Annotated in this window: 18 protein-coding genes; 6 read left to right on the top strand and 12 right to left on the bottom strand. The window is 69.8% G+C overall.

Annotated features, from left to right (window positions below; translation table 11 throughout):
* Positions 1-27 precede the first annotated feature (27 nt).
* From WMF29_RS05155 to WMF29_RS05185, 7 genes are all read right to left on the bottom strand, one after another.
* Positions 28-810 (bottom strand): matrixin family metalloprotease, encoded by a 783-nt coding sequence (locus WMF29_RS05155; protein ID WP_437327762.1) that lies wholly within the window; start codon positions 808-810, stop codon positions 28-30.
* A gap of 176 nt (positions 811-986) precedes the next feature.
* Entirely contained in the window at positions 987-4,505 is a 3,519-nt protein-coding gene (locus WMF29_RS05160; RefSeq protein WP_437327763.1) for a caspase family protein, read from the bottom strand.
* Between the two features lie 323 nt (positions 4,506-4,828).
* Positions 4,829-5,047: a hypothetical protein gene (locus WMF29_RS05165; protein ID WP_012233609.1), complete on the bottom strand. Its 219-nt coding sequence runs from the start codon at positions 5,045-5,047 to the stop codon at positions 4,829-4,831.
* A 34-nt stretch (positions 5,048-5,081) separates the two neighbouring features.
* A complete protein-coding gene (locus tag WMF29_RS05170; protein ID WP_437327764.1) occupies positions 5,082-5,666 on the bottom strand; it encodes a PH domain-containing protein in 585 nt (194 codons plus the stop codon).
* Positions 5,667-5,973: 307 nt separating this feature from the next.
* Entirely contained in the window at positions 5,974-6,237 is a 264-nt protein-coding gene (locus WMF29_RS05175) for a GIY-YIG nuclease family protein (protein ID WP_437327765.1), read from the bottom strand.
* Complete coding sequence (locus tag WMF29_RS05180) at positions 6,234-8,594, bottom strand: tetratricopeptide repeat protein (protein WP_437327766.1); 2,361 nt, start codon at positions 8,592-8,594, stop codon at positions 6,234-6,236. The genes WMF29_RS05175 and WMF29_RS05180 overlap by 4 nt, the downstream gene beginning before the upstream one ends.
* Before the next feature lie 11 nt (positions 8,595-8,605).
* Complete coding sequence (locus WMF29_RS05185) at positions 8,606-9,454, bottom strand: SDR family oxidoreductase (RefSeq protein ID WP_437327767.1); 849 nt, start codon at positions 9,452-9,454, stop codon at positions 8,606-8,608.
* A gap of 1,232 nt (positions 9,455-10,686) precedes the next feature.
* Between WMF29_RS05185 and WMF29_RS05190 the strand changes: the two genes are divergently transcribed.
* A complete protein-coding gene (locus WMF29_RS05190; RefSeq protein WP_437327768.1) occupies positions 10,687-11,052 on the top strand; it encodes a VOC family protein in 366 nt (121 codons plus the stop codon).
* 25 nt (positions 11,053-11,077) lie between these two features.
* Here the strand turns inward: WMF29_RS05190 and WMF29_RS05195 are convergent, their stop codons facing one another.
* Positions 11,078-12,136: a TetR/AcrR family transcriptional regulator C-terminal domain-containing protein gene (locus tag WMF29_RS05195; RefSeq protein ID WP_437327769.1), complete on the bottom strand. Its 1,059-nt coding sequence runs from the start codon at positions 12,134-12,136 to the stop codon at positions 11,078-11,080.
* Between the two features lie 106 nt (positions 12,137-12,242).
* On the opposite strand from WMF29_RS05195, the gene WMF29_RS05200 reads away from it, so the two are divergent.
* Entirely contained in the window at positions 12,243-13,424 is a 1,182-nt protein-coding gene (locus WMF29_RS05200; protein ID WP_437327770.1) for an FAD-dependent monooxygenase, read from the top strand.
* An 80-nt stretch (positions 13,425-13,504) separates the two neighbouring features.
* On the opposite strand, the gene WMF29_RS05205 is transcribed toward WMF29_RS05200, so the two are convergent.
* Positions 13,505-13,837 carry a cupin domain-containing protein gene (locus WMF29_RS05205; protein ID WP_437327771.1) on the bottom strand — a complete coding sequence of 111 codons (333 nt, stop codon included), beginning with the start codon at positions 13,835-13,837 and terminating at the stop codon, positions 13,505-13,507.
* A 69-nt stretch (positions 13,838-13,906) separates the two neighbouring features.
* On the opposite strand from WMF29_RS05205, the gene WMF29_RS05210 reads away from it, so the two are divergent.
* The gene (locus WMF29_RS05210; protein WP_437327772.1) at positions 13,907-14,842 is read left to right on the top strand and encodes a LysR family transcriptional regulator; all 936 of its coding nucleotides are present in this window, start codon (positions 13,907-13,909) and stop codon (positions 14,840-14,842) included.
* A 41-nt stretch (positions 14,843-14,883) separates the two neighbouring features.
* Here WMF29_RS05210 and WMF29_RS05215 read toward each other — a convergent pair whose 3' ends face one another.
* Both WMF29_RS05215 and WMF29_RS05220 read right to left on the bottom strand, forming a co-directional pair.
* Positions 14,884-15,366 (bottom strand): hypothetical protein, encoded by a 483-nt coding sequence (locus WMF29_RS05215; protein ID WP_437327773.1) that lies wholly within the window; start codon positions 15,364-15,366, stop codon positions 14,884-14,886.
* Between the two features lie 246 nt (positions 15,367-15,612).
* On the bottom strand, positions 15,613-16,614 hold the full coding sequence (locus tag WMF29_RS05220; protein ID WP_437327774.1) for a hypothetical protein: 1,002 nt from the start codon (positions 16,612-16,614) through the stop codon (positions 15,613-15,615).
* A 47-nt stretch (positions 16,615-16,661) separates the two neighbouring features.
* Here WMF29_RS05220 and WMF29_RS05225 point away from each other — a divergent pair, with 47 nt between their 5' ends.
* A complete protein-coding gene (locus WMF29_RS05225) occupies positions 16,662-17,237 on the top strand; it encodes an exonuclease domain-containing protein (RefSeq protein ID WP_437327775.1) in 576 nt (191 codons plus the stop codon).
* Positions 17,238-17,357: 120 nt separating this feature from the next.
* Here the strand turns inward: WMF29_RS05225 and WMF29_RS05230 are convergent, their stop codons facing one another.
* Entirely contained in the window at positions 17,358-18,053 is a 696-nt protein-coding gene (locus WMF29_RS05230; protein WP_437327776.1) for a hypothetical protein, read from the bottom strand.
* A 1,032-nt stretch (positions 18,054-19,085) separates the two neighbouring features.
* Between WMF29_RS05230 and WMF29_RS05235 the strand changes: the two genes are divergently transcribed.
* Entirely contained in the window at positions 19,086-21,347 is a 2,262-nt protein-coding gene (locus WMF29_RS05235; protein ID WP_437327777.1) for an SdrD B-like domain-containing protein, read from the top strand.
* A 538-nt stretch (positions 21,348-21,885) separates the two neighbouring features.
* On the top strand, positions 21,886-22,203 hold the full coding sequence (locus WMF29_RS05240) for a hypothetical protein (RefSeq protein WP_437327778.1): 318 nt from the start codon (positions 21,886-21,888) through the stop codon (positions 22,201-22,203).
* The last annotated feature ends 48 nt before the right edge of the window (positions 22,204-22,251 follow it).

The raw sequence follows: 22,251 nt of genomic DNA on the forward strand, positions 1-22,251 counted from the left end.
GTTATCGATGTCGGGCTTCGGCGCAGATCACCTGGGGTAGGCGATCTTGATGAAGTCGATGTCCCGTTGCGACAGCCTGGTGTTCGACCTGGTTTCCACGCCGTTCCGGGTGAGGGTCGCGGGGAAGGCGTAGAGCATGATCGAGTCCGGATCGAACCGCGTCCCGATCAGCAGGTTTACCGAGTATTTGGCGATGACGTTGCGGTAGGTCGTCGCCCGGGGCCAATAGTTCGGCGGGCCGGAGAAGTACCTGTAGACGGCCTCCTCGTTCCACTGGATGCCGCCCTGCGGGTTCTGGTGCTCGTGGATGGCGCCGAGCGCGTGGCCAAACTCGTGGAGCGCGACGCGCGAGTACTCCTCGTCGTCGGTGTCGTCGCGCAGCCACCCGAAGTTCATCGTCGGCTGGTGGAGCGGAAAATACTCCTGCACAAGCGCGTCCGTGCCGATCGCCGACCATGAGCCCGAGTCGGCATAAAAGGAGATCCGGATCTCCGCGAACTCCGACTCGCCGAAGTCGAATTGGATGTTCGCGTGCTGCGTCCACTCCATCGCGTTTCGAGCGAGCTTTGCCTGCATCGCGGGCGTACCGTCGAGGAAACGGATCCTCAGGCGCTTGCCGGGGCGCCACCGCTTTTGCGCGATGAGCGCGATGCGCTCCGCCGGCGGGAGGTTCGGATCGTTCACGTCGATGTTCGGGTCGACGTCGTTCGCCGGATTCTCCTGCACGGCGATCCGCCTCGCGGTCTCTTCCAGCGCGAGCGGCAGTATCCGATCGTGGCAGATGTGGATCGGTTCTTCTCTCGTTTCCATGGGCGTTCGTCTACCCTTCTTGGAGGGCGGCGCGTGGCGGTCGTACAACGCGACACCCTTCGGACCATCATTTCGAACTGCGTACGCCACGGGTCAAGGGAGGCTCGTCGCCAATCTCGTTATCGCCGTCGAGCTTGGCGACATGATCGCGCTTCGACCGTCCAGATCCAGGCGCGCTACTCTTCTCTCGCTGTCAGGAAACTCCATGCCTCGTTCTCGTAGCCGGGAGGCGCGCCGGACTCGAGGTATTTGGCGTAGGCCATCGCCGCCTCCCCTCGGATGTCGCTCCTGGCGCGGGCACGGAGCGCCCTGCCCAGATAAAGAAACGCGGCGGAGTCCGTGGGATCCTGCTGCGTCACCCATCGCAGCTCGCTCACGGCGCGGTCCAGGTCACGCCTGCTCCTGAAGAGCACGCGGCCAAGGTGATAGTGCGCCGCGGTCGACAGCTTCCCCTCCTTTTCCTGGATGAACGCTTCGAGCGCCTCGATGCTGTCCTTGTAGTTCTCAAGCATGGAGTAGGCGATCCCACGCCACAGGAGTCGGTTGGGTATGTCAGCGCGCTCGAGCACGGCGAGCGCACGGCGGGCCGGCTCGCGATCGAGGTTCGTGAGGCACGCGCGGGCGCTGTCCAGGAGCCTGTCGTCGAACGCGATCTCCTCCATTCCCTCTCCGGTGATGTCCACGTTAAGGGTCGCCGGGATCATCCCGAACAGCCCTCGCCACGTCAGCGCGGTCGGCTGGGCTGCTCTCAGCACCTTGACCATCTCGTAGGTCAAGAGACCGTGAACCGCGTCGCCGGAGCCGGGCGGCGACAGGGGCATGAGCTTCTCGACCATCGGCCAGTCGTCGCTCGTGCTTGCCATGTTGATGGATCCATTGAGCGCGGTCAGCCTGCCGACGCGGGGGGGAACCTCGAAGCCCCGGGGCCCGATCAGGACGCGTCGAAGCGGGACCGGCCGCGGATCCGCCTCGACGTACCTCGCCCCTTCAGCGGATGTCCTGCTCGTCCAGCCGGCGTCCATGATGGTGACGAGCCGTGCCGAGCCCCGACCGGCGAGCTCGTCGAGCTCGCGCAGCGCGATGTCGAGCACGCCTTCGCTCCGCCCGTCCGCGCTCACGATCGTCGGATCACCTTTCGCGTCGAAGGAGCCGTTGCCGGCAAAATAGAAGAGCGCGGCAGCGTCCTCCGGCCTCGCGGCGAGGTCCTTGAACGCCGCGACGATCGCGGCGCGGCTCGCGGCGCCGTCGAGGAGCAAGCGCACGTTCTCCGACAGGAACCCGTACCGATCGATGAGCACCTGAACCAGCGCGTGCGCGTCGTTGACCGCGCCCCGCGGGCGGGGCACGCCCGGATGGCCATACGCGTCGATTCCGACGATGACAGCGAAGCGGTTGCCTTGCTCGAGCCGCGCGATGAGCGTGGTCACGTCCTTTGCCAGCGGCGCCTGCTCCGTCGGGGTAAAGGCGCCGAGGTATCCATGGAGCGAGCCGGCCGCGGCCTCCCGCTGTCCAGCGCCGATCTGGGCGACGCCGACCGCCATGAGCGCCTCCGGCTCGGTGGGTGCGCGCGCCCTCGCCGACGCGGCCAGCGCCTCCGCTGCCCGAGCGTACGCTCCTTGCTCGAGGAAGCCGCGACCGGCGGCGTAGTGCAGCTCGGGCGGCGGCGCGGGGAACGTGCGAAGGACCGCAGCGTAGCGCGCCTCGAGCTCGTGGCGCGCGAACCCGTCGAAGCGTCGGCGCCGGCTCAGCTCGAAGAGGGTGAGATGGTCGATGCTCACCGGCTCGAGGCGGTGGGACAGAGGTCCTGTCCCGCTCACGTGCGGATCTTGCTGACGCTTGCTCCAAAGGGTGTGCATGGTCGCCGCGATTCTGTCCCTGAGCTCTTCCAGCGTGGTGCTAGGTAGCGCCGTCTTGAGCTGCTCGACCAGCGCCCATGAAAAGAGCCCGCGGCGGCCGTAGCGCTCATCGATGGGCACGGTGATGGCATACTGTCCGGCGCCGGCTCCGAACAGGGCGGCGTAGGATGCACCGCGGGCGAGCTCGATCAGCTTCGGCGATATGTTCGTGTCCAGGATGAGCGTCTTGCGCCGTGAGCGGATGCGCTGGAGGCTCCTATGAACCTCGTCCTGCGCGATCGACGCGTCGGGGGGCCCGGCGTCCGCTGCTGCGCCGCCGCTGCTGACGCGGTAGGGAAGGATCATGGAGGCTCCGGCGGGCGAGGGGCCGCTCATGCCGCTGTAGAAGACGACCACCGCGTCATCCTCGGCCGCTGAATCGACGAGCTTCTGCAGCGCGCTCAGGATGCCGTCACGCGTTGCCTGGGGCCCGCAGAGCAAGGTCGCGTCGCCGGCGGCGAAGCCCCACCGGTCGATCAAGACCTCGCGGAGCGAGCGCGCGTCTTTCTCCTCCGCCACGTCTTCGCTCGTCCCCCGGGCATCGTGGTTGACGCCGATCAGCAGCGCGCGCCGGGTGCCCGCGCTCGCGCGGCGCTCCGGATTCGTCAAGAGATCGCGCGCAAAGGTCGCTCGCGGGTCGTCGGGGGCCTTCGCGAGGAAGAGCTCGAGAGCTTGCCTTGCCGCGCCCTCGCCGTGCGCCTTCGCGAGCGCGAGGCCCAGGTAGTACGCCGACTCGACGGCGCCCTCTCCGCCCTGGCTCACCACGGCCTGGAAGATCGGGATGGCGCGGTCGACGTCCCCGGCATCGAGGCGCGCGAGGCCGAGGTCGACCGTGTTTTCGACGAAGAGCGCGCTGGCCAGGTCCATGCTGACCCGATCGGCCAGGAGCCGCGCGATGTCGGCGAGATGGCGGCCGAGCACCAGCCGCTCCTCGATGTCGAGCGTCGACCTCCAGGCGAGTGGCAGGCTGTTGTCGAAGCCGTTTCCGCTGATCCAGGGGTGTTGCGGCGCGGGCTCCGTGGCCTCCGTCACGTTCTTGCTCACGTAATCGTAGAGGCTGCTCACGGTCACCTTGCCGGTGTCGTCCTCGGCGGCCTCGCCGCTCAGCCCTTTGAGGAGAAAGTACGTGAAGACGCCGTGGCCGCCGTCCCACTGCGCGCCTTCTTGCGCCGTCTCGTTCGCTCGCGTGGACGAGATCGTCGCGATCCCCGCCTGTGCCTTGCTGAGCGCCTCCGCCTGCTGGTTCATCACGTCGCCCGCGTTGACGCTCCGCGCCCGCGTCGAGCCGCCGATCGGCGAGCCGTGGCAGGTATCGACCAGGATGAGCCCTCGCTCGGCCAGCACGTAGTCGTTCAGGGCGTTCTGCACCTCCCGCATCGGCAGGGCCGTGGACCCGACGTCTCCGGGGTCGGTGTCCCATGTGATCAGATAGAAGATGTTGCCTCGAGCCCCTACGTCCGGCTGGCCGTGGCACGCGAAGTAGAGAACGATGATATCGTCCTTGGCAGTTTTCTTGAGGAAGCTCCGGAGCGCCCAGGTGATCCTGCCTGTCGTCGCCTGCTCATCGAGCAGGAGCTGGACATTGGCGCTCTTGAAGCCGCAGCTCGTCCTGAGGAGCTTGTCCAGATCCTCCGCGTCGCGAGCCGCATATCTCAAGTTGAGGCCCGCATCCTTGTACCTGGATATCCCCACGATCACGGCCCACTTCTCCGCGTAGGTGCCATAGAAGGAAGGGCTGATCGGCCGCACGTTTCGGCCGCCCGGAGGCTCGTTCGCGTCGCTTTCCTTGGGATCCGCCATTGTTCCCGGGGATTCTCGCCGCGCGTTCGGAGGTTGCGTGGCCATGCAGCCTCCGATGACCCGGCGCCCGCGCGCGTCGCGCTCCACCGCGGCCTCGCGCAGCTTGCTCCGCCGCGCCGTCGCGCTGCGCCGGCATCGAGGAGCGCGCGCCACCGCACGTCCAGCCGGCTCACGGCCGGCGGCCCGGCGTGAGCGACCGCAAGGTCCGCCGCGCGGCGCTCGGGGTCGCCCGGCGGCAGCGCCCGGCGAGCTCTCCGCGGTCGTCCGTCAGGACGTGGTGCGCGCTGCGAGCTCGCCGAGGGGCGTGACGCGCCGTGGCGCCCTCAGCGCACGCCGACGAGGCGCTGCATGAGCCGCTGGAACTCGGGGACCGAGAGGTCGATGTGCTCGACGACGCGGCCGTAGAGCGTGGCCGTGGGCACGTTGCGGCCGTTGAACTCCTTCTCGAGCTCGGAGAGCTTCCAGAGGATGATGCGCTCGGCGCGGGTCAGGCCGTCGCGCACGTCCGGGAGCTCGTCGAGAGGGGATCGCCTCGGGGGCATGGTCGGGCTCCGATCTAGGCTTCGTGGGGCGGGCTCACTGCACGACGCCGAGCACGCGCTGCTGGCGCGCGAGCTCCGCCGCGTTCTTGAGCGCCTCGAACAGCTCGCGCGACGCCGGCAGCCCCCGGATGACGAGCTCCGGGTCGCTCGCGTCCTTCGTGAACACGCGGATCTCGGCGACGTCGAGCAGCCGCTGCATGAACGTCTGGCGGAGGTCGATGTCGAGGACCCGCCAGAGCTGCAGGGTCTCGATCCGGCGCGTGAGCAGGCCGGCCTCGTAGTCGATCGTGCGATCGGTGATCTTGTAGCGGAGGCTCTTGCGCTTCCAGTGCAGGATGCCGAGCCAGATGAGGCCCACCAGCACGAGCGAGAGCACGCCCGCCGCCAGGTAGGACCAGAACCACGCCTTCCAGCTCGGAGTCCCCTCGAAGAGGACGCGCGCCGCGCCCGGCGCGGGGGCGAGCGCGCCGCCGGCGTGGGCGGGCGCGCTGCCAGCGTGGGCGAGCGGCGCGGCGGGGGCTGCGGCTACCGGCGCTCGCTCGTCGAGCATGCTGCCGCAGAATCGGCACTTGATCGCGGCGTCCTGGATCTGCTCCGCGCAGAAGGGGCAGGGCTTCACCCCGACGATTGTAGTCTACATCCCGGGCGTGAGATCCACGGCAACCACAAAGCCTCGCGCCGCGTTCTCCTACATCCGAACATTTACGCGGTCGTGGTCGTGGTCGTGGTCGTGGTCGTGGTCGTGGTCGTGGTCGTGGTCGTTCACGGCCTACCGTTGACGACCACGACCACGACCACGTTCACGGCCTACCGTTGACGACCACGACCACGACCACGTTCACGGCCTACCGTTGACGACCACGACCACGACCACGTTCACGGCCTACCGTTGACGACCACGACCACGTTCACGACCACGTAAACGTTCACGTTGCCCCCCGGCCCCCGGCGGCGAGAGCCTCTTTGCCCGCGCGTCCCAGCCTCCGGATCGCGGCCTCCCGCCGCTGCGCCTCCCCCCTGTCGGCCGCCGCCTCGACGTGGACCACCGCGAGCGGCCCCCGGCCGCGCGTGTACCGCGCCCCGCGCCCTGCCGCGTGCTGCGCGACGCGCGCCTCCACGTCGCGGGCGATCCCCGTGTAGAACGACCCGTCGCCGCAGCGCAGGATGTAGACGTGCCAGGCCGCGGTCACTCCTTCGGCCCCTCGTTGTAGCCGCGCGGCCGGTACTTCGGGTCCACGCCGCCGTGCGTCGCCCCGTTGTCGAGCGTGTCGATCGCGAGGTACGCGAGCCACGTCCCGGGGTGCTCCTCCGCGAGCCGCCGGAGCTCCGCGTCGTGCGCCGTGAGCCGCTGCTCGTCGTGCAGGCACTGCAGCGCGAGCGCGATCAGGCTCAGCTCGTTCGGGCCGAGCTCCATGCCGCGCTGGTAATGCGGGAAGGCCTCGTCGGGGCGGTGCATCCGGCACAGCGTGTCGCCCGTGTACACGTGCGCCATCGGCCACGTCGGGGCGAGATCCATCGCGATCTTGCTCTCGGAGAGGCGGGTCTCCAGGTCGCCGCGGGCGCCCTTCATCACCGAGTAGTTGAGGTGCGCCTTGGCGCTGTTCGGGACCGCCTCCTTCGTCGCCGCCCAGAAGTCGAGGTCGTTGCGGTAGTCCATCGCGTGCCGGTAGGCCTGCGCGCACTGGAAGCCGAAGAAGAGCACGAACAGCGCCGGCGTCACCCACGCCCTCCACGACCAGCGCGCGCGCGGCGTGAGGGTCGAGCCCGCGAGCGCCTCGTGGAGCCACGAGAAGGCGACGGCGAGGACGAGCGACGAGCCGATGGCCGGGAAGTACCAGAAGCGCTCGGCGCGCACCGTCGGCAGGACGACCGGGATGTTCGAGTGGGGGAAGTAGCTGACCACGACCCAGGTCAGCCCGATCGCCGCGATGCACAGCCCCGCGTAGCCGCGGCGCAGCGGCACCCAGGCGCTCCGGTCCGCCGTCGCCGGGCAGGGCAGGGGGCGCGCGCCCTCGACAAGCAGCCCGAGCCCGAGGAGGAACGCGGGCAGGAACGGCAGCGGCCAGAGCACGAGCGGCAGCGCCCGGAGCAGCGGCACGCGCTCCGCCGGGCGGAGCACGTGCCAGTCGTACGCGGCGAGCGCCGCCGCCGCGATCGCGAGGAGCGCCCCCGCGAGGAGCAGCGGCCACCTCCGCGACGTCGCCTGGCCGCCGTCGACGAGGAAGGCGGCGCGCACCGAGCGCCGCTCGCGCCGCTCCAGGTGCTCGCGGCGGAGGGCCGCGATCCAGAGCGCGAGCGAGCCGAGCGGGGGCAGCACCATCATCGCGGCGCCGGCGACGCTGCCGAAGAAGACGAGCCTGTCCGGCACCGGCTCCTGCGGGTACGAGTAGTCGCCGCTCAGCGTCCACGGGAACACGATCTGGGTGAGGCCCCGCCAGTAGACGCGCAGCGCGCCGGCGATCCGGTGCGGCATGTCCGCGGCGCCGAGCGGGTTGTTGAGCGGATCGCGCGGCAGGGGCGCCTGGTGGAACCAGACGAGCGCTTCGTGGAGCGCGCGCTTCACGAGCGGCGCGCCCTCGGGGAGCGGCGCGGCGAGCTCGGCAGGCATGGGCGCGGGGAACCAGCGCCGCCGGAGCTCGACGTAGAGCACGAACGCCGCGCCCGCGGCGAGCAGCGCGAGCAGCGCCCGGACGAACCGCGCCGGCCGCGTGGGGTGGGTGAGCGGCGCGGCGATCAGCGCGGCGAACGGGACGAGCGGCACGCAGACGAGCGCGCTCTCCTTGGAGAAGAGGCCGAAGAGCACGGCCGCGAACACGCCGAACGGCATCGCCCACGCGGGCAGCGCGAGGGCGGCGAGGGCGGCGATCGCCCCCATGCCCCCGAGCACGTCGGCGATGCCCACGATGCCGCTCACCGCCTCGGTGAGCACCGCGCAGCCGACGAAGAGGAGCCCGGTGAGATAGGCGAGCCCGCGCCGCCGCGTCAGCCAGAACGTGACGCACGTGAGCAGCGCGCCGTTCACGGCGTGGAAGAGGACGTTGTAGAAGTGGTGGAAGAACGGCTGCTTCGTGACCGCCCAGATCGTGCGCCAGAGGAAGTTCGGCAGCGGGCGGTAGGAGCCGACGCTCCGGTCGGGCGGCAGCCCCCAGAAATCGCGGTGGATCGCGTCGAGGAAGCCGATCCCGCCCTTCGCGTTCACGTACGGGTTGGCGAGGAGCGCCTCCTGCTCGTCGAAGATGTAGTTCGTCGACGGGGCGCGCGTGAAGAGGATGACGGCGATCAGCGCGAGCGGCGCGATCGCGGACAGGAAGGTCGGGTCGAGCGCGAGGAAGTAGTCGCGCACGCGCCGCGCGGCGTCCCCGAGGAACGACGGCTCGGCGGGCGGCCCTGCGGACGGCGGCATCCCGGAGGACGGCGGCGGCCCTGCGGACGGCGGCATCCCGGAGGACGGCGGCCCGTACGGCGTCGTCGTGTCGTCGTCGAGCGCGTCGGGCATGAGCTCCGGCACGTCGTGCTCGGCGGAAGGGGACGGGGGCGGATAGGTCACGCCGCGCCCTCTCAGCCCTTCGCGTCCGGTGGAGCGCTCGGCGCGCCGTCCGGCTCGGGGACGGACCAGATGTCGCCCCAGAGCGGCTGGCCGCCGTCGATGCCGTAGACCGCGCCCGTGATGAAGTCGTTCTGGTCGCTGGCGAGGAAGACGATGAGCCGCGAGACCTCCTCGGGGGTGGCGAGGCGCTTGAGCGGGGTGGCGCGCCGCGCGAGCTCGAGCAGCTCGTCGCCGTACTGCGACGTGCCGCTCGACCGGATGTTGCTGCCGGGCGCGACCGCGTTGACGCGGATGCCGAGCGCCGCCCACTCGACGGCGAGCGAGCGGGTCAGGTTCTCCACGCCCGCGCGCGCGGCGCCCGTGTGCGCCATGCCCGGGAAGCCGCGGCTCACCGACGCGGTGACGTTCACGATCCGGCCGCGGCGCGCCGGGAGCATCGCGCGCCTCGCGACCTCGCGCGTCATGTAGAAGGTGCCGTTCAGGTTGTTGCGCACGACTGCCTCCCAGCCCTTCGGCGTCATATCCATGGCCGGACTCGGGAACTGGCCGCCGGCATTGTTCACGAGGACGTCGACGCGGCCGAATTTCCCGAGGACCTGGCCCACGAAGGCGGCGATCTGCTCCGGCTCGCGGATATCGCACGGCGCGGCGAGCACGTCGTCGCCGGAGACGCCGTCGCCCGCGAGCGTCTTCGCCGCGGCCTCGAGCTTGTCGGCCCGGCGGCCGCAGAGGGCGACCTTCGCGCCGAGGTAGGCTAGCTCACGCGCGCACGCGAGGCCGATGCCGCTGCCCCCGCCGGTGACGATCGCTACCTGGTGTCCGAAGAGTCCTGGGGCGAAGATCGAGCGCACCTGGGTCACGCCCCGCGTTTACAACGGCTCAGCGGGCGCCGCCACACGCCGGGCGATCCGGGGTGGCTCCGGCGTCCCAGGCAGAAAGGCCCCGGCGTTCGAGGGCGCTCGCCCGTCCGGCTCCGGCGGCTGGCGCAGATGGCTCCACGGCTCGGCGATCGCCCGGCGCGTCTGCCAGGCTCCTCGCGATCAGCGCTTGGTCGGACCACCGATCCCGCTGCGCGATGTCGGCGCTGCTCACGTGAGCGACAGGGCCTCTCGTTCGAGGCATTGTTGAACGAATTGGCTCATTTGCGTGTACTCACGTCGTGCCTGGGCCCCGGAGCTGCCCTCGCCCAAAACCGGCCGCCGCCACCCGCCGATTGGCCGCCGCCATCCGCCGATTGGCCGCCACCACCCGCCGATTGGCCGCCACCATCCGCCGACTGGCCGCCACCACCCGCCGACTGGCCGCCACCACCCGCCGATTGGCCGCCGCCACCCGCCGATTGGCCGCCACCATCCGCCGATTGGCCGCCGCCACCCGCCGATTGGCCGCCACCACCCGCCGACTGGCCGCCACCGCCGTCTAGCCGACCACCAGTGCCTTCCGACGGGCCACCACGGCCACCTCCGCCCGCCGTGTGGCAGCTATGGGACACTTCGGTGGAGATCACCTCATAGCAGCACGCGCCATCTCGCTGCTTCGCGTCGCTCTCTACCGACAGGATCAATTCAGAGCAACGTTCCTTGATCAGGTTGAGCTCCTCCCACGCCTGGTCGCGGTCCAGGCACGCCCCGAGCTCCTCGGGCCACTCGAAGCAGCGAATGTCGTTCCCGGCGCAGCTCGGCGCTGCGATGAGGAGCGCGGCTGCGGTTGACGGACCGGCGCTCAGCAGGAGACCAGCAAGGAGCGTTCGTCGAAAGGATCGGTCGAGCAGCATGAGGTGCACCTCCAGCCCATACCCCGCCGCCTCATCAGCACAGCGGCAAGGTCGAAACAGGGTGCCTGGTGCCGGCTGCCATCGCAACCATGGATCACCCGCCGCGGCCGAGGAAGTCCATCCAGCACCCTCGGCTGCCGATGGGCCGACTTCCACGGTGCTGCGGGCTGTCTTCGCATGCCCCGCCGCGCGAACGTGCCAACCTTGGAAGGTTCGACGGAAGAACTCCCGGAAACGGCAGCGAGCATGGAAGAGGACGCGCGCGCCGCTTGACGATCCACGCTCCGGATCGAATGGCAAAAGGGGAGGGGATCACCGATGTCGATCGAGCTCAACCACACCATCGTACCCGCGCACGACAAGGAGGCTGCCGCGCAGTTCTTCGCGCGCATGTTCGGACTCGCGGTCGACGCGCCGTTCGGGCCGTTCTCCCCCGTGCGCATCAACGACGCGCTCACGCTCGACTTCGCCGACCGGGAGACGTTCGAGCCGCACCACTACGCGTTCTTCGTGGACGACGCGGAGTTCGACCGGATCTTCGAGCGCGTCCAGCGCGCCGGCATCCCCTTCAGCGCCGATCCGCACGCGAAGGAGATGGGCCGGATCAACCACCGGAAGGGCGGCCGCGGCTTCTACTTCCGCGATCTCGACGGGCACATCCTCGAGGTGCTGACGCGCGCGTGAGCTCGGCTTCGCGCCGCGGGCCCGCTCATTCGCGCGGCCGCAGCGTCTTCATGAGGCCGTCGATCATCGGCTGGAGGCCGAACTCGAACACGCGATCGAGGTTGAAATCGTACCCGCCCGAGAGCTCGTTCAGCAGCCTGGCGAAGCTCGGATACGGCCCCGACGTCGCGATCGCCAGGAACGCGGCCCCCTGCGATTCGTTCCACTGCGCTTCGGTCATCCCCGTGGTCGCCTCGGCCTCGCGCTCCGACTCCAGGTTCACGGCGACGCCGCGAACGTAGCTGTAGAGCGTCATGTGCGCCTCGATCCGGGTCACCGCGTCGAGCCCGGGGGCTTCCATGGCTCGCAGGATCCACTCGGCGTGCGCGATCACGTTGCGCAGCGCGACCGGCCGCGCGAGCGGCATCACGTGCGCGAGCCATCCATGCCGCCGGTACAGCGCCCACTGCGCGCGGGCCGCGCGGATCAGTGCCTCGCGCAGATCGCGAGGAGGCGACCTCGGCAGCGGGTGTTCGCCGAACACCTCGTCGATCATGAGGAGCACGAGCGCGTCTTTCCCCTCCACATACCGGTAGAGCGACATCGTCGGCACGCCGAGCTTCGCGGCGACACCGCGCATGGAGAGGGCGTCGAGCCCCTCGTCGTCGGCGAGCCGGATGGCGACCTGCACGATCCGCTCGCGCGTCAGGGCGCCGCCTCGTTCGGACGGCTCGCGCGCCGCGCGATCGCCCTCGGCCACCACGTGGCCCGAGCGCGGGATCGATCGGATGAGCCCCTCGTGGCGCAGGGTCGACAGCGCCTTGGTGGCGGTGGCGTGCGCGACGGCGAAGGAGCGGACGATCTGGCGCGTCGATGGGATGCGATCGCCCGCACGGAGGCGCCCGGACGCGATGCGGGCGCGCAATTCGTTCACGATCTGCACGTAGGGCGGTCCTTCGCCCGACTTGCGACGGTTCGTCGGCGCACCGCGCTTCACCGGAGGCATGGTGACTGTACTAGCACAGATGGCCCGTTGAAAGAACGCGCGATGCCGCCGGGATACAGCGCGCAGCCGCAGCTGTTCTAGCCTAGAATATTCGGCCATCGCGCCCTAGGGGGGGTGCCGGACGCCGACGTCGTCGCCATGCTCGTGCGTACGACGTACGCGACAGGTTGCGTACGACGTACGCAACCTTCCCCCCGAGGTCCCCATGTCGAACGGCACCGTCCTCGTCTCCGGCGCAGGCATCGCAGGCCCCGCGCTCGCCTACTGGCTCTCGCGTCGCGGGTTCACCCCCACCGTGGTGGAGCGCGCCCCCGCCCTGCGGGCAGGAGGCAACGCCGTGGACTTCCGCGGGCCGACGCACCTGCGCGTCCTCGGCGAGATGGGGGTGCTCGACGCGATTCGACAGCATCAGACCCACATGCGGGATCTCGCCATGGTGGACGAGGCCGGCCGCCGAATCGTCACGCTCCCCGCGGCGTTCGCGAGCGGCGACGTCGAGATCGAGCGCGGCGATCTCAGCCGCATCCTCCACGAGGCCGCGAAGGACGCGGCCGAGTTCGTGTTCGACGACAGCATCGCCTCGCTCACCGAGACGCCCGGCGGCGTCGACGTCACGTTCGAACGCGGCCGGCCGCGGCGCTTCGACTTGGTCGTGGGCGCCGACGGGCTGCACTCCCGCGTGCGCGCGCTCGCGTTCGGCGACGAGCCGAGGTTCCTGCGCTTCCACGGCCATTACGTGGCGACGTTCGCCGCGCCGAACCACCTCGGCCTCGATCACCAGGGCCTCATCTTCAGCGAGCCGGGGCGGGCCGCCAGCATCGCGAGCGCCCGCCGCCCCGAGGAGGCAACGGCGCTCCTGATGTTCGCCTCCAGGCCGCTCGACCACGATCCGCGCGACGTGGCGCAGCACAAGGCGATCCTCGCCGAGCGGTTTGCGGGGATGGGGTGGGAGGTGCCGCGTCTGCTCGAGGCGATGAGGCAGAGTCCGAGTCTGTATTTCGACGCCGTGGGGCGGATCGACATGGATAGCTATTCCCGCGGTCGCGTCGTTCTCCTGGGCGACGCCGGCTACGGCGGCACCCTCGGCGGACAGGGGACCGGCCTCGCCGTGGTCTGCGCGTACGTGCTCGCGGGTGAGCTCGCCGTCGCGAAGGGAGACCATCGCGCCGCGTTCCAGAGCTACGAGGCGCGGATCCGCCGGTATGCCCGGCGCTGCCAGCAGGGGGCGAAGCACGTCGGCTCGTTCTACGCACCGCCGACCCGCGTGCAGCTCGCGCTGCGCAACGCGATGTACCGGGCGCTCACCTCGCGCCCGCTCTCCCGCTGGTTCGAGAAGATGGTCACGAGCGCCGCCAGCGATCTCGTGCTCCCCGCGTACCCGGCGTGACCTCCTCCAGGTGCTGACGCGCGCGTGAGACACCTCGGCGGGGACGCGCTCACCGCAGTACTTCCCCCGAGGGCCGTCGCTCAGCGCGCGTCGATGACGTCGAGGCCGCCTGGGAGGACGACGAAGAAGACGCTCTCCTCCTCGGCGTATCCGTCGTGGCGCTCGCCCGGCGCCGTCCAGAGGTAGTCGCCTGGCGAGAGCACCCGCTCGCCGATCCGGAGCCTCCCCGAGACGAGGTATGTCTCTTCGCCGCCGGGGTGGTCGTGGCGGCGCGCGTGCGCCCCCTTCTCCATGCGAACGAGCACCGTCAGCCCGCTGCCGCTGTCGTGGCGGCGCAGGAAGCTGAACTGGATGCCAGGCGCGACGGTCTCGAAGGACTGAGCTTGCTGAGGGCGGAAGGTCGTCGTGTTCATGAATCCACTATGATCGTCGTATCGGCATGTGAGAAACTCATGTTTCGCATGGCTTCATGAGGGCAGCTCATGTCCCAGATGCTCGAGATCCGCCACCTCCGCCTCGTCCGCGCCATCGCCGAAGAGGGCGGGCCCACGCGCGCCGCGGCGCGCCTTCACCTGACGCAGTCCGCCGTGAGCCATCAGCTCGCCGAGCTCGAAGGCCGCCTCGGGGTCGTCCTGTTCACGCGTGTCCGGCGCCAGCTCAAGCTCACCCCGGCCGGCGCGCGGCTGCTCGACGCCGCGCGCATGATGCTCGTCGATCTGGCGCGTATCGAGCGGGACCTGCAGTACGCCGGATCGCGCAGGCACGAGGTGTTCCGCATCGCCGTTGAATGCTTCACCACGTACTACTGGCTCCCACCGGTCCTCTCGGCGCTCGCGAAGGACCATCCGCACGTCGACGTGCGCATCGTGATCGAGGCGCGGCGCGAGCCCGTCGCCGCGCTCCTCCGCGGCGAGATCGAGCTCGCCATCGTGAGCTCGCCGGTGCGCGATCGCGCGCTCGTCGTCGAGCCGCTCTTCGACGACGAGTGGACGGTCATCGTCTCACCGTCCCACCCGCTCGCTGCGCGTCCGTACATCACAGCGAGCGAGCTCGGTCACGAGAAGCTCCTCACCCACGACGCCCCGCGGAGCGACGTCGAGCGCCTTCGCGAGCTCATCGCCAGCGAGCGCGCGCCGATGCCGCTCGCCGCGCGCGTGCCGCTCACCGACGCGCTCGTGGATCTGGTCAAGGCCGGCCTCGGCGTCGGGCTCGTCTCCCGGTGGGCCGTCGCGCCGGACATCGCGCGCGGCGAGGTCGCTGCGCGCCGCCTCACCCGCGACGGCCTCCCGGAGCAGTGGGCGGCCGTCTACAGGCGCGACGCGGCTGCGCGCTTTCCGCTCGCGCGCTTCGTCGAGCTCCTTCGCGCGCCGTCTTCCCTCATCACGTCTTCACGCGCGCGCCGGCGACGGTCCCGCTGACGCAAGGCGCTTGGGGACGCCGCGTAGCCGCGCGGGCTGACTCAACCATCGCGCGCCACGCGGATCGCCTCCGCGAGGCCGGCGGCGGTGAGCTCGGGGTCCTTCAGGAGCGTCGCCGCCCAGGTCGCGAGCTCGCCGGTCGTCCGGAAGACGTTCGGCGCCCGCCCCGTGGTCAGCGCCATCATGATGGAGCGGACCGAGGAGGCGATGAACCCCTCCGACTCGACGAGCGTGGCCGTGCCCCTGAGGTGCCGGGAAGGGGAGCGCACCGCCCGCTGCATCGCGGCCCGGCTCTCCTCGTCCGGCGGTCCGGTGAGATGACGGGGGAGGACGACGACGAAGACCGCGCCGCCCGGCTGGCTCGCCGACCAGCGGGCGAAGAGCTCCCGCGAGCGATCGATCCCGACCGCGCTGGCCTTGTCCCGCCAGACCAGCAGCATGAGCCGCCGCCACACCGCCACCACGTACCCGTCCGTGCGCTCGAGCAGCTCGGCCGTCATCGGAGGAGGACGGGCCGTTATCATCGTGGAGGATTGTCCTTCCGCCGGGGGGATGGTCGTCAAGCCCATGCCGCTACTCCGACGCTCGCGATCCCGCCACTTCGGTTCGCCGCGTCACACTCTCTCGCGCAGCGATCCGGCTTCTTTTTCCTGCGCGCTCCGGGGGATCGAGGGGAAGCTGCGCGACGACCAGAAGCTGCTCCCCGGGGGCCGCCGGTGCCGAGAAGGAATAAGAATAAGGAGAAGGTCGAGCAGGCGGCATGATCCGCCTCACCCCTTGTTTCCCGCTCGCCGCTCGAAACGCAGCCTGAGCACCTCGTCCTCGAGCTCGTTCGCGATCGCCATCGCCCGCCGCCTCGCCTCCGCGCCCTCCTCGCCGGCCACGATTCGCGCCAGCATGTTCAGCGCCATCGCGCGCATCCGCATGTGCCCGCCGTCCCCCGCGTGCCGGCACGCCTCGCGCGCGAGCGCCGCGCCTTCCTCGGGGAAACCCTGCTTCCACCGCGCATACGCCAGCCCGTTCGCCCGCCGCGCCCGCGCGAAGGCCGGACCGTCCTCCGGGATGCGCCGGTAAAGCGCCTCCGCAGCCGCCGGATCCGGCTGCTTGCCGCCCCAGGAGCGGTTCCGCTCGAAGGCGCGTTGATCGATCCACCGGGCGAACAGGCAGGCTCGGTCGTGGGCGGGCATCGGCAGCTCGAAGAGCGGCTCGAGCTCGTCGAGCAGGCCGGCCACGCGCGCGACGTCATCACGGCTCGCCAGGAAGGCCTCCGTGAGCAGAGCCTCCACCCGCGCCTCGGGCGGGGCCTTTCCGAGCAGCGGCCGGATGCGGGCGAGGTGCGTCTTTCCGGCCTCGCGGTCGTCGCCGCGCAGCACGCAGGTGGCGTGGGCGAGGGCGAGGAAGACATGGGAGGTCGGATCCTCGCTCACCGGCGGCCGATCCCAGAGGCGCAAGAGGTCCTGGGCGAGGGGCAGGGGCAGGTCGGTGAACCGCGAGTGATAGGCGCCCATCCAGCGGGCGCGCTCGGTGAGCGCGTCCGGCAAGCCGAAGGCCGCGAGCGCGCGCGCCCCCCACGTCCCGCCGTCCCGCTGGCCACGCGTCCGCAGCCGGCGCAGGGCGCGCTCGATCGAGGTGACGTCGTCCTCGTAGCCACGCAGGGAGGAGAGCCGCTCGGCGACCGCGGTCAACGAGCCGTGCTGCGCGACGAGCCAGGCGACGTAATCCTCCCAGGAAAAGCCTGCGGGAGCGGCCTGTCCGGTTTCGTGTCCGGGCATTTTCTGAGAGCGGATCGTATCAAGGTTCAGCAGAAAGGAGGACGGACATGGGAAAGGATCCTGCATTTTTCCTGGTGATCGATCTGGAGGCGACATGTGACGAGGAGGGCCGCATCCCCGAGCGCATCATGGAGATCATCGAGATCGGCGCGGTCCTCGTGGACGGCGCGACGCTCGAGCCCGTGAGCGAGCTCGCCACCTTCGTGCGCCCGGTCATCCGGCCGAAGCTCACCGAGTTCTGCACGAAGCTCACCACGATCACGCAAGCAGACGTCGATTCCGCGCCCACGTTCCCCGAAGCCATCGCGGCGCTCGGGCGCTTCGTCGGCCAGCGGGAGGCGCTCTTCTGCTCGTGGGGCGATTACGATCGCAAGCAGTTCGAGATCGACGCGGCCCGCTGGGGCGTGCCCCTGCCGCTGCAGGGGCACATGAACATCAAGAAGCGCTTCTCCGCGGCGCTCGGGGTGACCCAGCGCTACGGCATGGCGAGCGCGCTCGAGCGGCTCGGACTCCCGCTCCACGGGACACACCACCGCGGGATCGACGACGCGCGCAACATCGCACGAATCCTGCCTTACGCGATCGGCCGCGTGCCGATCCCGGCGGCGGGGCCCGCGGGGTGAGCGCCTATCCGGATGCGACTGCGTGAGTTGCTCCACGACGAAGCGGGTGCGGTCGAAGGCCTCGAGAAGGTCAGCGCGCTCGACCGGAACGACGAAGTCGCGTGAAGCGCTGAAGCGGATCTACGCGGCCTTCGCCGGCTTCGGGTTCAGCTCGAGGAAGCGGCGCTGATAGGCGTACGAGCGAAAGCGGATTTGCAGCGGCGGCTTGTTGTTGCTCTGGATCTCGACCTTCGCGCCGTCGTCGTGCTCGGCGCAGTGCGGGATACGCAGCGTGTAGGTCGTGCCGCCGCCGGTGCGCACGGCGATGCTCCCGAGCGCGAGCCCGGCCGCGGCGACGGCCGCGTTGGTCCCTGTCTCGCCGTCGTGCGCCTTCGCCTCGATGCCGCGGGTCGCCGGCTTCGCGCACACGCAGCAGCCTTCCGGCCAGCGGATCGTCTCGCTCGTCACCGGCACCGGAAAGCCCGGCTTCGGATGGACGTAGTCGCCGGCGAGCACGGTGAGGACGCGCTTGTCGACGAGGTACGCGGCCTGGCACTTGTCGCAGAACGCCGGGTCGTCGGTATGGTTGAGCTCGATCTCCACGAGCGTCGCCTGGCAGCGCGGGCACGTCGCTGTGCCGGCCAGGTCCTTGGCGGCCAGGAGCGACCCGAGCGCGAACACCGCGAGCCCGAGGCCGCCGACGAGACAGAGCAGCCACAGCGGACCGGAGCGACCGATCATCGCGTGGAAACAGAGGAACGAGAGGCCGGCGAGCACCGCCGTGATCACGGCGTACTTGATGGTGGAGCCGGTGTTGCGGGTCACGGTGGACGTCATGAGCGCGACCTTAGCGCCGGTCGACCCTCGAGCGCGCGCCGAACGCTGTCGGGGAGAGAGGGCAGAGGGTAGGAGGGTATCGCGTCCAAACGCCTTCCGGCGGTCCAGTACCATCCTGCCCCACGTGCCCGTGGGCGTGATGCCCGGACCGCGACTCCGTCGGGTACTTCATCCGGTAGGCCACCTCACCGCTCCGCAGCATGCAGACGATCTCAGCAAAGCCCGCGGCCGCCGGCGGGCGGCCCGATGCGCACGTCCCCGGGCGCGATGGGCGCGGTGGGCGCGGTGGGCGATGAACGTGGGAGACGTGCGAGACGAACGATGTGCGATGAGCTGCGCCTGGCCCCCAACACCCACCCGCACGCGAGATCAAGAGCCACACAAAAAGCTCACGCCGCAAAAAAAAGGATCTAGACAGGCGACGCGAAGACTCGTTATCTTGAAAAATGGTCCCGTGCGCATTCTGCATCAAATCTCGTCAGGCACTCCCGCGTACCTGATCCGATCCTGTTCATCCCTCGGCTCCTGCGAAGGGTCGGAGAGGGCCGCTGGGCCCGCTGAGCGCGCCGCCCGCGCGGAGCGGGGCACGCGGCGACCCGCGGACCGCGAGCCGCGCACTGGCCATCGAACTCGATGCGACATCGACGCGGCAGACCGCGCTCTTCTCCGCGTTCCTCCCCACGGGTCGCGCGAAGACGCGAGCAGACGCGAGAGGACGCGGGACGACGAAAAACGTCACCACACGACCCAAAATTGTCACTTCGCAACTCGATGCATTTTTCTCGTCCGCCTTCAAAAAGATCTGGACATCTTCATCTCTGAGTTGCTAACTTAAACACTGTCACCTTGCGCATCCGCTCTCCGATCGAAGCAAAAGCACCCGCGTACTTGATCCGATCCTGATCAGCCCGCGGGGGCCCATTCCGACCGGAGCCCGCGAAACCGACCTCGCCTGACCCGTGTGTCATGGTGCCTGCTATTCGGATGACGCTCCAGCAATGGTTCACCTGTGAGGACCTCAAGGAGCTACCAATGAAGCAGATCGTAATCGCATCTTCTGCCGCGCTCGCCACGCTGTTCATCACCGCCACCAGCCTCGCCAACACCACCGCTCCGTCTCCCACGTGCACCGTGATCAAGCGGGGTGTCCTGGGTGACATCTACAACGCGGAGATATGGAGCCTCGCTCCGAGCTACCACGTCCCGTCCCCCTTCGAGGTCAACACCGGGTACTCCAGCTCGGTCGGAGAGAAGCGCGCCCTGTTCCGCTTCGATCTGAGCCCCATCCCCGCCGGCTCTCTCGTCACGTCGGCCAAATTTTACGCCCTGTCGTACACGAGCACCGCGAAGACCGTGTACGTCCACCAGGTGCTTGCCCCCTGGAGCGAGGCGCTCGTCACGTGGAACAACTTCGGCGGCATGGACCCCGCCGCGTTCACCTCGTTCGTGCCCAACGTCACGGGGTGGACCACCGTCGACCTCACCGGGATGGTGCAGAGCTGGGTGAGCGGGACGGCGCCGAGCTACGGGATCCTCCTCGAGGAGGGCGCCAGCGGAAAGACGTCATACAAGGGCAGCGCCCACACCGACCTGGGTTACCGGCCTCTCCTCGAGGTCTGTTACACGGTGCCGAAGGGCTCGATCGGCGACAAGGTGTGGTTCGACGCGAACGCGGACGGCATCGAGGACGCCTCCGAGCTCGGCATCTCCGGCGTCGTCGTCGACCTCTTCGGTGACACGAACTGCGACGGTGTCGCCGAGGGCGCCGCGCTCCAGACGACCGTGACCGGCGCAAACGGCATCTACCGGTTCTCCGAGCTCAACGCGGGCTGTTATGTCGTCGACGTCGACGACACGACGCTCCCGCTCGGCCACCTCCTGACGAGCGACGACGAGCCGCTCGGCGTGTCCCTCGGCGTGGGTGAGAACGTCGCCAACGCCGACTTCGGCTACGTGACCTACTCGTCGATCGGCGACACGGTCTGGCTCGACAGCGACGCCGACGGGCTCTACGAGCCGGAGACCGGCGAGCTCGGCGTCAACGGCGTCCGTGTCGAGCTGTTCCAGGGGAACCAGCTGATCGACTTCACCATCACCGGCACGAGCCCCTACACCGGCCAGCCCGGCTTCTACCTCTTCGACACGCTCCCGGCGGGCACCTACTCGGTGGTCATCACGCCCGACAACTTCATGGCGAGCGGTCCGCTCGCAGGGCAGGAGCCGACGGCCGACCCCGACGGCGGGCTCGACAACGTGGGCGTGGTCTCGCTCGGCTGGGCACAAGACCTCCTCGACGCGGACTTCGGCTACCAGCTCTCCTGCGGCAACGGCGTCTGCGGCGGCGACGAGAGCTGTTCCACCTGTGCCGTCGACTGCGGCGTCTGCCCGCCCCAGTGCGGCAACGGCACCTGCGAGGCCGGCGAGGACTGCGGCAGCTGCAGCGCCGACTGCGACGTCTGCCCGCCCGCCTGCGGCGACGGCACCTGCAACGGCAGCGAGAGCTGCAGCACCTGCGCGGCCGACTGCGGCACCTGCCCGCCGGTCTGCGGCAACGGCACCTGCGAGGCCGGCGAGGACTGCGGCTCCTGCTCGGACGACTGCGGCGCCTGCCCCGCGGTCTGCGGCAACAACGTCTGCGAGAACGGCGAGGACTGCGCGACCTGCACCGGCGACTGCGGCGCTTGCCCCGCGGTCCCCGGCAACGGCGTCTGCGAGGCCGGCGAGAACTGCTTCGAGGTCCCGAGCGACTGCGGCATCTGCCCGCCGGTCTGCGGCGACAAGGTCTGCGCGGTCGGTGAGACCTGCTCGAGCTGCGCGGCCGACTGCGGCGCGTGCCCGCCGGTCTGCGGCGATGGCGTCTGCAAGGCCGGCTCCGAGGACTGCTCGAGCTGCGCGGCCGACTGCGGCGCCTGCCAGTGCGCCTCTCCGGGCACCGGCTCCCCGGGTTACTGGAAGAACCACGAGAGCGCCTGGAAGGTCTCGCAGCTGACCATCGGCGGCAAGACGTACACGAAGTCCCAGCTGCTCGACATCATCAGCCGTCCGACGAAGGGCGACGTCACCTACATCATCGCGAAGCACCTCATCGTCGCCAAGCTCAACGTCGGTATCGGCAACCAGTCGAGCTGCATCGAGGACACCATCGCCGCGGCCGACGCCTGGCTCAAGAAGAACCCGCTCGGCAGCAACGTGAAGGAGGGTGGCAAGAACTCGCCCTGGTCGACCGGCGAGCCGCTCGCCACGAAGCTCGACGACTACAACAACGGCCTCCTCTGCGCGCCGCACCGTGACTGACCGATGATCGGACGATAACCGGCAATCGGCCAGCAAGCCGAGAGCTCTCCGAGGCCAGCGCCCGCTCCGAGCGGACCGCCTCAAGCGCGACCTGCGCTGGCCCCTCCTCCCCCTCTCCGGTCTCGCCTCGATCCCCAGGGCCGTTCTGGCCGTTCCGTGTCAACCCCCTCTACAGCCAACCGTGCGCCGGCGGATCACCGCCCTGGACGCGCGGCCCCAGCCGGCTCCCGTTGAGAGTGGAACGACGCCGCGCGCGGCTCCGAAAGGCAATCTCCTCCTAGTTGCCGTCCCACCGTACAGCCACGCTGGACGCGCTGGTGGAGCTGGAGAACCCTACGCGATCCGCATTCCTCCCGGAAAAGTGACGCTGTATCAGCAACTTATCCGTGCATCGGGGGCAACGTCCACTCCACGGCCTGCGGGGCGAGCGCCGCGCTGCAACGGAGAGTCTTCGCCTGCGCCACCGTTCTGTCACGAGCGCGGGTCACGCTGCAGGAACATGCTGATCGATCCACCAGCCACAGTGGGACGACACACCGTGACCCTGTACCTCGGGCCCGTGGAGGACGAAGGCCCCGAGGCCAGCGAGTCGCTTGGCGAAGCCATCTGGTTCGACCGCCGGGATCCACGATCCATTCGCCGTGCTCAGGAGATCATCCAGGACCGGCTGGGACTCTCAACCGCGCCGACGCTGTGCGACGAGCCTTCGCCCGGACTCGGGGCAGCGCTGGGCCGGATCCACGCGGCCCTGGTCAACGTGATCGAGCGCTGGCATCGGCGCAACGCCGGCGAAAATCATCTTGAGCTCGAGCCTCGAAGGACGGGATCCAGCCGCAAGGCATCTCCATCCTGTTAGGGCGTGTCGGCAAACGCGGGCCGGGCGGTCTGGTTCCGACGAGCTCTG

This window comes from Sorangium sp. So ce381 (assembly GCF_051473845.1).
GTDB lineage: Bacteria > Myxococcota_A > Polyangia > Polyangiales > Polyangiaceae > Sorangium > Sorangium atrum.